This is a genomic window from Bradyrhizobium cytisi (assembly GCF_008123515.1).
Taxonomy (GTDB): Bacteria; Pseudomonadota; Alphaproteobacteria; order Rhizobiales; family Xanthobacteraceae; genus Bradyrhizobium; species Bradyrhizobium cytisi.
Genome location: NZ_VSSR01000082.1, coordinates 25422 through 38737, shown reverse-complemented (window position 1 = coordinate 38737; position 13316 = coordinate 25422). Strand labels below are relative to the sequence as shown.

Here is a 13316-nt window from a genome sequence, read left to right as displayed (position 1 = left end):
CTCTCTATCCGGTCTGGACAGGACTCTTCCTTCTCCCCTTGTGGGAGAAGGTGCCTTCCCGAAGGGAAGGCGGATGAGGGGTCTCTATCCGCGGAGACATACCCCTCATCCGTCTCGCTGCCGCTTCGCGTCAGCGCCACCTTCTCCCACAAGGGGAGAAGGGAAGAGACAGCGGATTATGTCGTCAGCCGCTCGCCATCGCTGCCGGCAATCGTGAGCGGCACGACGCTCCCCACGCGCTTGCCCGCAATCGCCACCGGCAGATAGTGCTCGGTGCGCCCCTGGCCATCGCTCTCGATCAGCACCTCACGCGTCGCGCCGATCTCGGCTTGCAGCCGCTGCCGCAACGCTGCCTCGCCCACTGCGCGCAGCCGCTTCGCACGCGCCTTGATCGCTCCGCCGGCGACCTGCGGCATCCGCGCGGCCGGCGTGCCGGGGCGCGGTGAATACGGGAAGACGTGCAGGAACGTCAGGCCGCACTCCTCGACCAGATCAAGCGAGCGGGAAAACATCTCCTCGGTCTCGGTCGGAAAGCCCGCGATGATGTCGGCGCCGAAGACGATGTCCGGCCGCAGCCGACGCACCTGATCGCAGAAGAGGATCGCATCCTGCCGCGAATGCCGTCGCTTCATGCGCTTCAGGATCATGTCGTCGCCGGATTGCAGCGACAGGTGCAGATGCGGCATCAACCGCGCATCGCTGGCGATGGCATCCAACAGATCGCGATCCGCCTCGATCGAATCGATCGAGGAGATGCGCAACCGCTTCAGCTCCGGCACGTGCCGCAGGATCTGCCTGGTCAGCAGGCCGAGCTTGGGTGCGCCCGGCAGATCGGCACCGTAGCTGGTGAGATCGACGCCGGTCAGCACGATCTCGGCATGGCCGCGCTCGACCAGCGCCCGCACCTGATCGACCACCGCGCCCATCGGCACCGAGCGCGAATTGCCGCGGCCGTAGGGAATGATGCAGAAGGTGCAGCGATGGTCGCAGCCGTTCTGCACCTGCACGAACACGCGCGGCAGGCCGCCCGCATAGCCGTCGATCAGATGCGGCGCCATCTCCTTCACCGCCATGATGTCGCTGACGGCGATCTTCTCGCTTGTGCCGAGATCGAAGGCGTCGCGCGCCTCGCGCCAGGCATCGCTGCGCATCTTGTCGTCATTGCCGACGACGCGATCGACCTCGGCCATGTCCGCGAACATGCTGCTTTGTGTCTGCGCCGCGCAGCCGGTGACGACGATGCGTGCACCGGGCCGTTCGCGCTTCAACTTGCGGATCGACTGGCGCGCCTGCGCCACCGCCTCGTTGGTGACGGCGCAGCTGTTGATGACGATGGTGTCTACGAGCCCCGCGCCCTCCGCCTCGCGGCGGATCACCTCGGCCTCGAAGGCATTGAGGCGGCAGCCGAAAGTGACGACCTCGACAGCCATTACCCGGCCGGCGCGAACAGCGCCGGATCGAAATTGCCTTCGTATTCGAAGGTCGCGGTGCCCGTCATCAGCACGTGGTCGTCGCGCTCGCGCCATTCGATGCCGAGCTTGCCGCCGGGCAGCGTCATCTCGACCTTGCGGTCGGTGCGCTTCAGGCGCGCAGCCGCAACCGCAGTCGCACAGGCCGCCGAGCCGCAAGCCCTGGTGAGACCCGCACCGCGCTCCCAGGTGCGCATCGTGATGTGCTCGCGATCGACGATGTGGGCGAGCGTGATGTTGGCACGCTCGGGGAAAATCGGATGATTCTCCAGCAGCGGACCAAAGCGCTCGAGATCATAGGCGTTGACGTCGTCGACCCAGAAGATCGCGTGCGGATTGCCCATGCTGACCACGGACGGCGAATGCAGTATCGGCTTGTCGATCGGCCCGATCTGCAATTCGATGTAGCGGGTGTCGCGAAACTCTTCCGCCAGCGGAATATCCTGCCATCCGAATTTTGGCGCGCCCATGTCGACGGTGTAGAGATCGGCTGCCGGGCCCTGCCAGGCATTGAGCAGGCCGGCCGCGGTCTCGAAGGTCGCCGTGGTCTGCCCGCTCTTCCCAAAAATCTGCCGCACCACGCAGCGCATGCCGTTGCCGCAGGCGCCGGCTTCCGAGCCGTCATTGTTGTAGATGCTGATGAAGGCTTCGGTACCGTCGAGCCGCGGCTTCTGAAGCACCATGAGCTGGTCATAGGGCACGCCGCCCTCCGCGGAGGCTACCGCGCGGGCGTCGTCCGGCGTGACCTTCCCGGCGGAATCGCGCATGTCGACAACGACGATCTCGTTGCCGATGCCGTTCATCTTGGCAAAAGCGTGGTTGGCCAGCGCGCTCATGAAAATTCCCGAATTTCGCCCGCCTTATATGGCGATCCTTGCCGGCTTGGCCAGTGTTTTGCCGTCGAGACCAGGACGCCCACCATGACGGCTGCCATGACGCATCTGTCATGGGACGAATTCGGCGCTCGCGTGTTAGAACGGCGCAGTTCGCGCGAACCGGGATGCGCGGCCGGGTTAAGGCCTTGGTGGGCAAGGTCTGGGGAGAATAAAATGAACACTTTTCGTCGTCTCGCTCTGGCCGCATTGATCCCGGCAGTCGCGCTGTCGCTTAGCCCGTCCGGCGCTCCGGCGCAGACCCCGAGCCCGGCGCCCGCCGCGTCGGCTAGTCCCTCGCCGGCCCCGTCAGCCGCGCCCGCCCCGGCTGCAAGTGCCTCGCCTGCGCCCGCGGCAACTCCCTCGCCGGCACCATCGCCAGCGGCCAGCGCCTCACCGTCGCCGGGCCCGGCGGCACCCCCGCCCGCCGCGTCCGTTACGCCCGCCCCGGTGCAGACCGCCGATCCCTTCGGACTGGAGACCACGCTCGAGGCCAAGAAGGTCGTGATGGTCAAGGGCACCGCCAATTGGGACTCGGCCTTCGACACGCTGGTCGACGCCTTCAAGGCGCTGAACGCGCTCTTGGACAAGCAGGGCATCAAGCACGCCGGCAATTCGATGATCGTCTACACCTCGACCGACGACACCGGCTTCACCTTCCTCGCCGAGATTCCGGTCGAGCAGGACCCGAAGAACCTGACCAAGGACATGAGCATCGGCAAATCGCCGGAGGGCAAGGCGCTGAAATTCGTCCATCGCGGCTCCTACGACAACATGGACAACACCTATGAGGCGATCACCAATCACCTCGACGACAAGAAGCTGGAGGCCAAGGACACGTTCATCGAGGAGTACCTCACCGATCCCTTGAAGACGGCCGAGGACAAGCTCGTGATCAATGTGTTCGTTCCGCTGAAGTGAGTCCGATGAAAAAGCCCGCCGCCCTTTTTACGTCCCTCGCCGCTATTTTCGCCGCCACGCTGCAGGCCGCGCCCGCGCTCGCCGACGATTTTCCGTCCGCCATCTCCGTGAGCGGCGAGGCGACCGTCTCGGCGGCACCCGATCTCGCGCACATCGATGCCGGCGTCGCCAATGATGCCAAGTCGGCGAAGGAAGCGTCCGACGCCAACAACGCCGCGATGGGCAAGGTGCTGCTGGCGCTGAAGGGCGCCGGCATCGACGAAAAGGATTACCAGACCTCGCGGCTGTCGCTGCAGCCACAATATGCGCCGAACCGCTCGAACGGCGCCTCGCCGGTGGTCAGCTTCCGCGCCTCCAACCGCGTCACCGTAAAAATCCGCGACGTGACCAAGGTCGCCGGCATCATAGACACGCTGGTCAGCGCCGGCGCAAACGATATCGGCAACATCTCGTTTGAAGTGACGCAAGCCTCGAAGCTGCTCGACGACGCCCGCGAGCGGGCGGTCGCCGACGCCCGCCGCAAGGCCGAGATCTATGCCAAGGCCACCGGCGTCACGCTGGGCGCGCCGCTCAGCGTCTCCGAAGGTGGTGCTCCCATGCCGCTGTTCAAGGGCCGCATGGCCGCAGCCCCGATGGCCGCGCCTGCTGCCGTTGCGCCGGGTGAGGAAACGCTGTCGGTGACGGTGAATGTGAGCTGGGGGATCAAGCCGAAAGAGCAATAACTCTCGTGTCCCGGACGCGCTGCAGCGTGAAACGCTGCTGCGCAGAGCCGGGACCCGGAAAGCGACACGATACAATACGTCGACATGTGCCCCGGCTCTGCAGCGCATCGTCGAAGAGACGCTGCGCTGCGTCCGGGGCACGAACTGTGTGCGTGGCGAGACCTAAATCTCCACCACCTGCCCGGGCTTCATCGCCACGAACCGCTCCTGCGGAATCTTGGCCGCATCGAGCGCTTCCACCAGCGCCTTCTCCGGCGCGTCGATCGCTTCATCGGTGAGCTGGAACGTGCCGTGATGATGCCCGAGCGCCTGTTGCGCGCCGCAATCATCGAGCGCTTTCACCGCATCTTCCGGGTTCATGTGCTGATCGCGCATGAACCAGCGCGGCTCGTAGGCGCCGATGGGAAGAATCGCCAGACGCAGCGGCCCGTGCTTCTCGGCAACCCGGCGAAAATGTCCGCCGTCGCCATAGCCGGAATCGCAGACGACGTAGATTTTCCCCGCAGGCGTCTCCAGCACAAAGCTCGCCCACAGCGCCTTGTTGCGGTCGAACATGCCGCGCGCCGACCAGTGCCGGGTCGGCACCAGAGTCACGGCGACACCGCTACCGAGCTCGACGCGCTCGTGCCAGTCGAACGCTTCCGCCTTGATCGAGGAATCGCTGCTGCGCATTGTGACGTCGTTGCCGAGCGGGGTGACCACGCGCGGCGCAAAATTTTTCGCGAGCCGCGACAGCGTCGCGATGTCGAGATGATCGTAGTGCCCGTGCGAGACCAGCACGACGTCGATCTTCGGCAGCTTCTCGAAGGCAATGCCGGGATCGTTGTGGCGTTTTGGTCCGGCCCACCCCACCGGCGACACCCGCATCGACCAGACGGGATCGACGAGGATGTTGAGGCCGCCGGTCTGGATCAGCCAGCTGGCGTGGCCGACGAAGGAGAACCGCGCCCTGTCGCCATCGACGCGCTCCGGCGGGGTGTCGGCATGGGGGCTCGGCGCCCAGTCCGGCCATTTCGCGCGCTTTTGGCCGCCGCCGAACTGCCAGCGGAACACCTCACCGAGCGATCTCGGCGGCGCGCCGTCCGGATCGAAGAAGTGCAAGCCGTCGAAATGATCGGAGACCGGGCCGTCATAGGTTTTCATGCGGGAGATCCAAAGGGGAACACCGACCAGCGCACTGGCCCCGGCAAGCAGTCCGAAGATGCGGCGGCGGGTGATCGGCACGGGGCGGGCTTCAGGGATGGTTGGGACGGTCGGACATCACCGCCTATATGGGCGGGACCGCCGAAAAAGGAACCCATCGCCGGAAACGCCCTGTTTTCAAGACCTTGCCCTGGCAAAGCCATCCCGCCACCCTAACTTTCCTTGACTTTTGGGCGTGAGCGGAGTTTAACCCCGCCACTTTCTCGGAAAGGCTTTCTTTTCGACCCGCCCACTGGTCCTAGAGACCAGAGGCCAACGCCCGACAGCGCGATGCGCCCTCGGGCGCAAAGGTGTTTGGACTTTCTTCTCCCTCGCCCCGCTCTTGCGGGGAGAGGGTCGGGGTGAGGGGCTCCCTCCGCGTGTGGCGCGCGTGGAGAGTCCCGTACCCCCTCACCCGCCGCGCAAGGGCGCGGCGACCTCTCCCTGCAGGCGGGGAGAGGTTAAACAGGACAACGGCATTGTTCGACAATCTGTCGGAACGGCTTGGCGGCATTCTCGATCGTCTGACGGGGCGCGGTGCGCTGACCGAAAAGGACGTCGACGCCGCCATGCGCGAGGTGCGCCGCGCGCTGCTCGAGGCCGACGTCGCGCTCGAGGTCGTGCGCAGCTTCACCGAACGCGTCCGCGAGCAGGCGATCGGCGCCACCGTCGTCAAGTCGGTCACGCCCGGCCAGATGGTTGTCAAGATCGTCCATGACGAGCTGATCAACATGCTCGGCGCCGAAAGCCAGACAATCGACGTCAATTCCGTGCCGCCGGTGCCGATCATGATGGTCGGTCTGCAAGGCTCGGGCAAGACGACCACCACCGCAAAGCTCGCCCGCCGCCTGGTCCAACGCGACAAGCGCAAGGTGCTGATGGCTTCGCTCGACATCTATCGCCCGGCGGCGATGGAGCAGCTGGCCGTGCTCGGTCGCGATCTCGACATTCCGACCCTGCCGATCGTTGCCGGCCAGCAGCCGGCTCAGATTGCGAAACGCGCGCTCGAAGCGGGCAAGCTCGGCGGCTACGACATCGTGCTGCTCGACACCGCCGGCCGCACCACGCTCGACGAAGAGATGATGGCGGAGGCAGCTAGCATCAAAGCGGCGGCGAACCCGCATGAAGTGCTGCTGGTCGCGGACTCCCTGACGGGCCAGGACGCCGTCAACCTCGCTCGCGCGTTCGACGAGCGCGTCGGCCTCACCGGCATCGTGCTCACGCGCGTCGACGGCGACGGCCGCGGCGGCGCTGCGCTGTCGATGCGCGCCGTCACCGGCAAGCCGATCAAGCTGATCGGCACCGGTGAAAAGACCGATGCGCTGGAAGATTTCCACCCCGATCGTATCGCCGGCCGCATCCTCGGCATGGGCGACGTGGTGTCGCTGGTCGAGCGCGCCGCCGCCAACATCGACGCGGAGAAGGCCGCGCGCACCGCCGAGCGTATGCGCAAGGGTCAGTTCGACCTCAACGACATGCGCGAGCAGCTCTCGCAGATGGCCAGCATGGGCGGCATCAGCGGCCTGATGGGCATGATGCCCGGCATCGCCAAGATGAAGAACCAGATCGCGGCCGCCGGGATCGACGACAAGATTTTGAAGCGCCAGGTCGCAGTGATCGATTCCATGACGCGCGACGAGCGCCGTCATCCCGACCTGCTCAAGGCCAGCCGCAAGAAGCGCATTGCCGCTGGCTCCGGCCAGAGCGTCGAGCAGGTCAACAAGCTGCTGAAGATGCACCGGAACATGGCCGACGTGATGAAGGCCATGGGCTCGGGCAAGCGCGGTCCGCTGGCCGGCATCGCTCAGGCCATGGGTTTTGGTGGCGGCATGAAGATGCCGTCTCCGGACGAGATGAAGGCGCTGCAGGAGAAAATGCAGGGCGGCGGCGGACAGGGTCTGCCCAGCCTGCCGAAGGATTTGCCGGCCGGTCTTCGCACCGGTCTGCCGAACGTTCCTGGACTGACCGGGCTGAGCGGCAAGCCGACGCTGCCGGGCCTCGGCGGTTTTCCGGGCAAGAAGAAATGAGGAATTCGTCGCGAGGGATCGCATCGGTCTCACGCAACGCGGAATACCAATCAACCGAACAAAACGTACTTTGCAAACCGTACTTCGAAGGAGAACTAAATGTCCGTCGTTATCCGCCTCGCCCGCGCAGGCACCAAGAAGCGTCCCGTCTATCACGTCGTCGTCGCCGACTCGCGCTTCCCCCGCGATGGCCGCTTCATCGAGCGGCTCGGTCACTTCAACCCGCTGCTGCCGAAGGACAACGAGACCCGGCTCAAGCTCGACATGGACAAGGTGAAGGCCTGGCTCGCCAAGGGCGCGCAGCCGTCGGACCGCGTGTCCCGCTTCCTCGACGCCGCCGGCGTCAAAAAGCGCGAAGCGCGCAACAACCCCGAGAAGGCCGTGCCGCGCAAGGAGCGCAAGGCGCAGGCCGAAGCCGCTGCGAAGGGCTAAGGCTCATCCATGTCGGCGCTGATCTGCGTCGCGCGGATCGGCGCCGCGCATGGTGTGCGCGGCGCGGTCAAATTGTGGACCTTCACCGAAGATCCCTTTGCCGTTAAGCGCTACGGTCCGCTTCTCTCCAAGGACGGCAAGCGCCAGTTCGAGCTGGCGCAGGCCCGCGAAGCCAAGGACCATCTGGTCGCGACCTTCAAGGGCGTCGCGACCCGCGATGAGGCCGAGCGCCTCAACGGAATCGAACTCTATGTCGCGCGCGAAAAACTGCCCGCGACCGATGAGGACGAATATTACCATGCCGATCTGATCGGGCTCGCTGCCGTCACCACAGATGGCGGTGCGCTCGGCCGCGTGCTCGCGATCCATAATTTCGGTGCCGGCGACATCATCGAGATCGCGCCCCTCAAGGGCGCGACGATGCTGCTGCCGTTCACCAATGCGATTGTGCCTGAGGTCGACATCGCCGGCGGCCGCGTCGTGATCGAGCTGCCGCAGGAAGTCGAAGGCGAGGATCCCTCTCCGGGTCGTCCCGGCGAAGGCCGGGACCCATAACCACGAGACGTGTTTTTTCGCTAAGCTGATGGCCCCGATCATCGCAAAACGGACTGCGGTGGTGATGAGTCCCGGCCTTCGCCGGGACGACGGAATTTTTAGAAGCACGATGACAAACCCCTCACCCTGGCGCGCGACGGTTCTGACGCTGTTTCCGGAGATGTTTCCGGGGCCGCTCGGCGTGAGCCTGGCCGGGCGGGCGCTGGCCTCCGGCGTGTGGGAGATCGAGGCGCGGGACATCCGGGCTTCCGCCACGGACCGTCACCGCAGCGTCGACGACACCCCCGCCGGCGGCGGCCCGGGCATGGTGCTGCGGGCGGACGTTCTGGCGGCGGCCATCGACGCGGTCGGGATCAGTCCGGACCGGCCGAAACTGCTGATGAGCCCGCGGGGTCGGCCATTGACCCAGGCCCGTGTCGCCGAGCTCGCCCAGGGCCCCGGCCCCCTGATCGTCTGCGGGCGGTTCGAGGGGATCGACCAGCGGGTGATCGACGCCCGTGGCCTGGAGGAGGTCTCGATCGGCGATTACGTGCTCTCAGGAGGCGAAATCGCTGCGATGGCCCTGATCGACGCCTGCGTCCGGCTGCTGCCGGGGGTGATGGGCAAGGAAGCCTCGGGAACCGAAGAGAGTTTTTCCGACGGCCTGCTCGAATACCCCCAGTACACCCGTCCGCAGTTGTTCGAGGGGGTTCCGATCCCTGAGATTCTGACCTCCGGCGATCATGCCAAGGTCGCGGCCTGGCGGCGGGCGCAATCCGAGGCCCTGACGGCGGCCCGGCGGCCCGATTTATGGGCCCGAATCCCGCCCAAGGCCCCGAATCGGCCCGGACGCCAAAAAACGGCAAAAAACAAGACAGACGGGTGACAAACGCTCCGGCTTGCCTTATAGGAGCGGCCACATCCGCAATGGCTGGATAGACGAATTTCGCGCAGCCCCCGTTTCCAAGGCTGGGCGCGCCGATGGAGATTTACCCATGAACCTGATTCAGCAGCTCGAAAAAGAGCAGTTCGACAAGCTCTCCGCCACCAAGGACATTCCGGAGTTCGGTCCCGGCGACACCGTGATCGTCAACGTGAAGGTGGTCGAAGGCGACCGCACCCGCGTGCAGGCCTATGAAGGCGTTTGCATCGGCCGTTCCGGCGGTGGCCTCAACGAGAGCTTCACCGTCCGCAAGATCTCCTACGGCGAGGGCGTGGAGCGCGTGTTCCCGGTGATGTCGCCGATGATCGACTCGATCAAGGTGGTGCGCCGCGGCAAGGTGCGCCGCGCCAAGCTCTATTACCTCCGCAATCTCCGCGGCAAGTCGGCCCGCATCGTCGAGAAGACTGAGCACAAGGCCGCCGTCAACGAGTAAGCTCCGCTACCAGACGAGTTTCGAAAAGCGCGGGGCTTGGCCCCGCGCTTTTTTGTTGCGTCAGCCGTGCGCGTCAAAGCCCTCGCGATTCCAGATCTCCCTGCTATATATTCCTGGAATGTTTCCAGATCTGACCTGCCTCGTAACCCCCCAGCGCATCGTTATCGACGATCGCTCGCGGCTGCCTGGCCGGTTCTTCGGACGCTTCGCGACCTCGGCAACGTCAGAGCTTAGTCCCGCAGCTTAAAGGCTGCGCTCAAGGCTGCGCTCAAGGCTGCCCTGTTGCCCCGCGCGAACCCGCGCATATCCGCTGACATACATTGTTCGGAGCTTAAGCTCATGTCCAAGCCGACCACTTTGTACGACAAGATCTGGAACGACCATCTGGTGCACGAAGCCGATGACGGCACCTGCCTGCTCTACATCGACCGCCATCTGGTGCATGAGGTCACCTCGCCGCAGGCGTTCGAGGGCCTGCGCGCCACCGGCCGCAAGGTGCGCGCGCCCGAGAAGACGCTCGCTGTCGTTGACCACAACGTGCCGACCACCGACCGCACCAAGCCGAACCCGGATCCGGAGAGCATCGAGCAGATCAAGGCGCTCGCCGACAACGCCAAGGAATTCGGCATCGAATATTACAACGAGTTCGACAAGCGCCAGGGCATCGTCCACGTCATCGGCCCCGAGCAGGGTTTTACCCTGCCCGGCACCACGATCGTGTGCGGTGACAGCCACACCTCGACGCATGGCGCGTTCGGTGCGCTCGCCCACGGCATCGGCACCTCCGAGGTCGAGCACGTGCTGGCGACGCAGACGCTGATCCAGAAGAAGGCGAAGAACATGCGCGTCAGCGTCGACGGCAAATTGCCTGAAGGCGTGACGGGCAAGGATATCATCCTTGCCATCATCGGCGAGATCGGCACCGCGGGTGGCACTGGCTACGTGCTGGAATACGCCGGCGAGGCGATCCGCGCGCTGTCGATGGAAGGCCGCATGACGGTCTGCAACATGTCGATCGAAGGCGGCGCGCGTGCCGGCCTCGTTGCGCCCGACCAGAAAGCCTATGACTTCCTGCGCGGCCGTCCGAAGGCGCCGAAGGGCGCGGACTGGGATGCGGCGATGCGCTACTGGGAGGGCTTGCGCTCCGACGAGGGCGCGCATTTCGATAGCGAGCTGCGGCTCGATGCAGCCAAGCTGCCGCCGATCGTGACCTGGGGCACGAGCCCTGAGGACGTGATCTCGGTGACCGGCATCGTGCCCGATCCCGACAAGATCGCGGACGAGGCCAAGCGTCTCTCCAAGCATCGCGCCTTGAAGTACATGGGCCTGACGGCGGGGACGAAGATCACCGACATCAAGCTCGACCGCATCTTCATCGGTTCCTGCACCAACGGACGCATCGAGGATTTGCGCGCCGCCGCCAAGATCGCGGAAGGCAAGCACGTCTCTGGCCATGTCAACGCCATGGTCGTGCCGGGCTCCGGCATCGTGAAGGAGCAGGCCGAAGCTGAGGGTCTGGACAAGATCTTCATCAAGGCCGGCTTCGAATGGCGCGAGCCCGGTTGCTCGATGTGCCTCGCCATGAACCCGGACAAGCTGGCCCCGGAAGAGCGCTGCGCCTCGACCTCGAACCGCAACTTCGAGGGACGCCAGGGTTTCAAGGGCCGCACCCATCTGGTGTCGCCCGCGATGGCCGCAGCAGCTGCGATCGCGGGTCACTTCGTTGACGTCAGGGAGTGGCGCTGAGCCACTGCCTGCAATCGTGAGTCATCGAATAAACAAAGGGCGCCGCCGCGGCGCCCTTTTCATTTTGATCGTGGTAGCCGCCGTAGTGGATGCCGCCGTAGCGCAAGCCGCCGCCATGATGAACGACGCTGCTCGCGTCACCACCACGGCCCGTAGCCGAACACGAACGGCGCGGGCACGCCGTAGGGATAGGGACGGTAACCAACGGGCCGCGCATAATAGTGCGGATCGGGACGGCGAGAAGTAGGCGCGATCTCGTATCGCACATGCCGTCGCGCATCGAACACCGCGCGCCCGGCGGAGGCATCCGGCAGCTTCGTCACCCTCTGCGCCGCGAAAACGTGAGGCAGGCCGGCGGCGAGCGCAACAACAACGGCCAGTGCGATCCATCTCGTCATGACGACCTGGTGATGCCAAATTCAGCCGCGACGCCAGTAGCAGCTCATATGCGGCACGATCACCGTGCCGCTCGGCCGGAATTCCTGCACGTAGGTGGCGTTGCACTCGCGGACCGCATCCGGCCCCGGGTTGTAGCGCGGATAGACGCCGTCCGGGGTGTAATAGGGCGTGACGCGGAGGCGGGTCTGGGGCCGCTTGCGCGGCGGCGGGACGTCGTCGGGCGAGATCGCCTGGGCCATGCGGACCACGGGGCCATGAGGCTGCGCAAGGGTCTGGGCATGCGCACCAACACAGACTTGCGAAAACAACCCCATGCACAGTAGCGTCAGCGCTGTTTTCGCTCGCATTTTTCCGCCCACCTGAACCGTCCCCATCGAGGCCCCAAGCTCCCCGTTTTGGCGGCGCCCGTCAACCTCAGAGCGCTTATAAAGCCGGATGCATCGCTGCGGAACCCGCGCTAAGAACAACCCATGTGGACGGACCTGAAAGCACCCTCGCTGGCCGAGATGGAGGTGACGGCGCACGACATTTTCGAGCGCCTGCCGGCGGGATTCCGCGGCCTTTGCGAAGGCCTGATCATCCGCGTCGATGACTTCCCCACCGAGGAGGTCCTGGACGAGATGCAATGCGACAGCGAGTTCGACCTGCTCGGCCTGTTCCAGGGCGTCGGCCTGCCCCAGCAGAGTTTTGGCGACGTGGCGCGGCTGCCCAACATGGTCTGGCTCTACCGCCGGCCGATCCTGGACTACTGGGCCGAGCACGACGAAAGCCTCGGCCATATCGTCCGTCACGTCCTGATTCACGAGATCGGCCACCATTTCGGCCTCTCGGACGACGATATGGCGGCGATCGAGGCTCGGGCAGACTAGGTCTGCCGAATTCGGCCTAGGATTCGACCCCCGATCGCGATAAATACGCGGTCCCTAACCACTCTCGGGAAGCGCAACCATGGACAAGTTCACTACGCTGGAAGGCGTCGCGGCGCCGCTGAAGATCATCAATGTCGACACCGACATGATTATTCCGAAGCAGTACCTCAAGACCATCAAGCGCACCGGGCTCGGCAAGGGGCTCTTCTCCGAGCAGCGCTACAAGGACGACGGCAGCGAGAACCCGGATTTCGTCCTCAACCAGCCCGCCTATCGCAACACGAAGGTGCTGGTGGCCGGCGACAATTTCGGCTGCGGCTCGAGCCGTGAGCACGCGCCCTGGGCGCTGCTCGACTTCGGCATCCGCTGCGTGATCTCGACCTCGTTCGGCGACATCTTCTACAACAACTGCTTCAAGAACGGCATTCTGCCGATCCGCGTCTCCCAGGAAGACCTCGACAAGCTGTTCGACGACGCCGAGCGCGGCGCCAACGCGACGCTGACGATCGACCTGCCGAACCAGGAGATCCGCGGTCCCGACGGCGGCACGGTCAAGTTCGAGATCGATCCGTTCCGCAAGCACTGCCTGATCAACGGCCTCGACGACATCGGTCTCACTATGGAGAAGAAGGCCTCGATCGACACCTACGAGGACAAGCTCAAGCGCGAGCGCGCCTGGGCCTAAGCCTCAAGTTTTGGTTTCAGCCCCGGCGTCATCGGCGCCGGGGCTTTTTCTTTGCCCGCGATATCCCTTATAGCTTCCGCTT

The 13316-nt window shown here is 65.1% G+C and carries 15 protein-coding genes; 10 read left to right on the top strand and 5 right to left on the bottom strand.

What is annotated here, in order from left to right; genetic code table 11:
* Positions 1 to 176: 176 nt before the first annotated feature.
* Together mtaB and dapF are read right to left on the bottom strand one after the other, a co-directional pair.
* Positions 177 to 1430 (bottom strand): tRNA (N(6)-L-threonylcarbamoyladenosine(37)-C(2))-methylthiotransferase MtaB, encoded by a 1254-nt coding sequence (gene mtaB, locus FXB38_RS38190; protein WP_148756089.1) that lies wholly within the window; start codon positions 1428 to 1430, stop codon positions 177 to 179.
* Positions 1430 to 2305 (bottom strand): diaminopimelate epimerase, encoded by an 876-nt coding sequence (gene dapF / locus FXB38_RS38185; RefSeq protein WP_148756088.1) that lies wholly within the window; start codon positions 2303 to 2305, stop codon positions 1430 to 1432. Before dapF ends, mtaB begins: the two co-directional genes overlap by 1 nt.
* Before the next feature lie 213 nt (positions 2306 to 2518).
* Between dapF and FXB38_RS38180 the strand changes: the two genes are divergently transcribed.
* A complete protein-coding gene (locus tag FXB38_RS38180) occupies positions 2519 to 3262 on the top strand; it encodes a GyrI-like domain-containing protein (protein WP_148756087.1) in 744 nt (247 codons plus the stop codon).
* Between the two features lie 5 nt (positions 3263 to 3267).
* Entirely contained in the window at positions 3268 to 3984 is a 717-nt protein-coding gene (locus FXB38_RS38175) for an SIMPL domain-containing protein (RefSeq protein WP_187435437.1), read from the top strand.
* A 162-nt stretch (positions 3985 to 4146) separates the two neighbouring features.
* Here FXB38_RS38175 and FXB38_RS38170 read toward each other — a convergent pair whose 3' ends face one another.
* Positions 4147 to 5208, bottom strand: a complete 1062-nt coding sequence (locus FXB38_RS38170) for an MBL fold metallo-hydrolase (RefSeq protein ID WP_187435436.1) — start codon at positions 5206 to 5208, stop codon at positions 4147 to 4149.
* Positions 5209 to 5645: 437 nt separating this feature from the next.
* Here FXB38_RS38170 and ffh point away from each other — a divergent pair, with 437 nt between their 5' ends.
* The 6 genes from ffh to leuC all read left to right on the top strand — a co-directional run bounded on the left by ffh (position 5646) and on the right by leuC (position 11281).
* On the top strand, positions 5646 to 7193 hold the full coding sequence (gene ffh / locus FXB38_RS38165) for a signal recognition particle protein (protein ID WP_148756085.1): 1548 nt from the start codon (positions 5646 to 5648) through the stop codon (positions 7191 to 7193).
* Positions 7194 to 7292: 99 nt separating this feature from the next.
* On the top strand, positions 7293 to 7625 hold the full coding sequence (gene rpsP / locus FXB38_RS38160) for a 30S ribosomal protein S16 (RefSeq protein WP_100181398.1): 333 nt from the start codon (positions 7293 to 7295) through the stop codon (positions 7623 to 7625).
* Positions 7626 to 7634: 9 nt separating this feature from the next.
* Positions 7635 to 8180 (top strand): ribosome maturation factor RimM, encoded by a 546-nt coding sequence (gene rimM, locus FXB38_RS38155; RefSeq protein WP_148756084.1) that lies wholly within the window; start codon positions 7635 to 7637, stop codon positions 8178 to 8180.
* A gap of 109 nt (positions 8181 to 8289) precedes the next feature.
* Positions 8290 to 9045, top strand: a complete 756-nt coding sequence (gene trmD, locus FXB38_RS38150) for a tRNA (guanosine(37)-N1)-methyltransferase TrmD (RefSeq protein WP_148756090.1) — start codon at positions 8290 to 8292, stop codon at positions 9043 to 9045.
* A gap of 109 nt (positions 9046 to 9154) precedes the next feature.
* The gene (gene rplS / locus FXB38_RS38145; protein WP_148756083.1) at positions 9155 to 9535 is read left to right on the top strand and encodes a 50S ribosomal protein L19; all 381 of its coding nucleotides are present in this window, start codon (positions 9155 to 9157) and stop codon (positions 9533 to 9535) included.
* 339 nt (positions 9536 to 9874) lie between these two features.
* Positions 9875 to 11281 carry a 3-isopropylmalate dehydratase large subunit gene (gene leuC, locus FXB38_RS38140; protein WP_148756082.1) on the top strand — a complete coding sequence of 469 codons (1407 nt, stop codon included), beginning with the start codon at positions 9875 to 9877 and terminating at the stop codon, positions 11279 to 11281.
* Between the two features lie 137 nt (positions 11282 to 11418).
* Here the strand turns inward: leuC and FXB38_RS38135 are convergent, their stop codons facing one another.
* Together FXB38_RS38135 and FXB38_RS38130 are read right to left on the bottom strand one after the other, a co-directional pair.
* Positions 11419 to 11679, bottom strand: coding sequence for a hypothetical protein (locus FXB38_RS38135; protein ID WP_148756081.1), 261 nt, complete (start codon positions 11677 to 11679; stop codon positions 11419 to 11421).
* A gap of 21 nt (positions 11680 to 11700) precedes the next feature.
* Positions 11701 to 11994 (bottom strand): hypothetical protein, encoded by a 294-nt coding sequence (locus tag FXB38_RS38130; RefSeq protein WP_187435439.1) that lies wholly within the window; start codon positions 11992 to 11994, stop codon positions 11701 to 11703.
* A 156-nt stretch (positions 11995 to 12150) separates the two neighbouring features.
* Here FXB38_RS38130 and FXB38_RS38125 point away from each other — a divergent pair, with 156 nt between their 5' ends.
* Positions 12151 to 12549: a metallopeptidase family protein gene (locus FXB38_RS38125; protein ID WP_148756079.1), complete on the top strand. Its 399-nt coding sequence runs from the start codon at positions 12151 to 12153 to the stop codon at positions 12547 to 12549.
* Between the two features lie 79 nt (positions 12550 to 12628).
* Positions 12629 to 13234, top strand: coding sequence for a 3-isopropylmalate dehydratase small subunit (leuD, locus tag FXB38_RS38120; protein WP_148756078.1), 606 nt, complete (start codon positions 12629 to 12631; stop codon positions 13232 to 13234).
* Positions 13235 to 13316: the final 82 nt, after the last annotated feature.

Bases quoted from the DNA above. Each gene is read 5' to 3' on its own strand.
- mtaB (WP_148756089.1), bottom strand. From the start codon at position 1,430: ATGGCTGTCGAGGTCGTCACTTTCGGCTGCCGCCTCAATGCCTTCGAG.
- dapF (WP_148756088.1), bottom strand. From the start codon at position 2,305: ATGAGCGCGCTGGCCAACCACGCTTTTGCCAAGATGAACGGCATCGGC.
- FXB38_RS38180 (WP_148756087.1), top strand. From the start codon at position 2,519: ATGAACACTTTTCGTCGTCTCGCTCTGGCCGCATTGATCCCGGCAGTC.
- FXB38_RS38175 (WP_187435437.1), top strand. From the start codon at position 3,268: ATGAAAAAGCCCGCCGCCCTTTTTACGTCCCTCGCCGCTATTTTCGCC.
- rpsP (WP_100181398.1), top strand. From the start codon at position 7,293: ATGTCCGTCGTTATCCGCCTCGCCCGCGCAGGCACCAAGAAGCGTCCC.
- rimM (WP_148756084.1), top strand. From the start codon at position 7,635: ATGTCGGCGCTGATCTGCGTCGCGCGGATCGGCGCCGCGCATGGTGTG.
- trmD (WP_148756090.1), top strand. From the start codon at position 8,290: ATGACAAACCCCTCACCCTGGCGCGCGACGGTTCTGACGCTGTTTCCG.
- rplS (WP_148756083.1), top strand. From the start codon at position 9,155: ATGAACCTGATTCAGCAGCTCGAAAAAGAGCAGTTCGACAAGCTCTCC.
- leuC (WP_148756082.1), top strand. From the start codon at position 9,875: ATGTCCAAGCCGACCACTTTGTACGACAAGATCTGGAACGACCATCTG.
- FXB38_RS38135 (WP_148756081.1), bottom strand. From the start codon at position 11,679: ATGACGAGATGGATCGCACTGGCCGTTGTTGTTGCGCTCGCCGCCGGC.
- FXB38_RS38130 (WP_187435439.1), bottom strand. From the start codon at position 11,994: ATGGGGTTGTTTTCGCAAGTCTGTGTTGGTGCGCATGCCCAGACCCTT.
- FXB38_RS38125 (WP_148756079.1), top strand. From the start codon at position 12,151: ATGTGGACGGACCTGAAAGCACCCTCGCTGGCCGAGATGGAGGTGACG.
- leuD (WP_148756078.1), top strand. From the start codon at position 12,629: ATGGACAAGTTCACTACGCTGGAAGGCGTCGCGGCGCCGCTGAAGATC.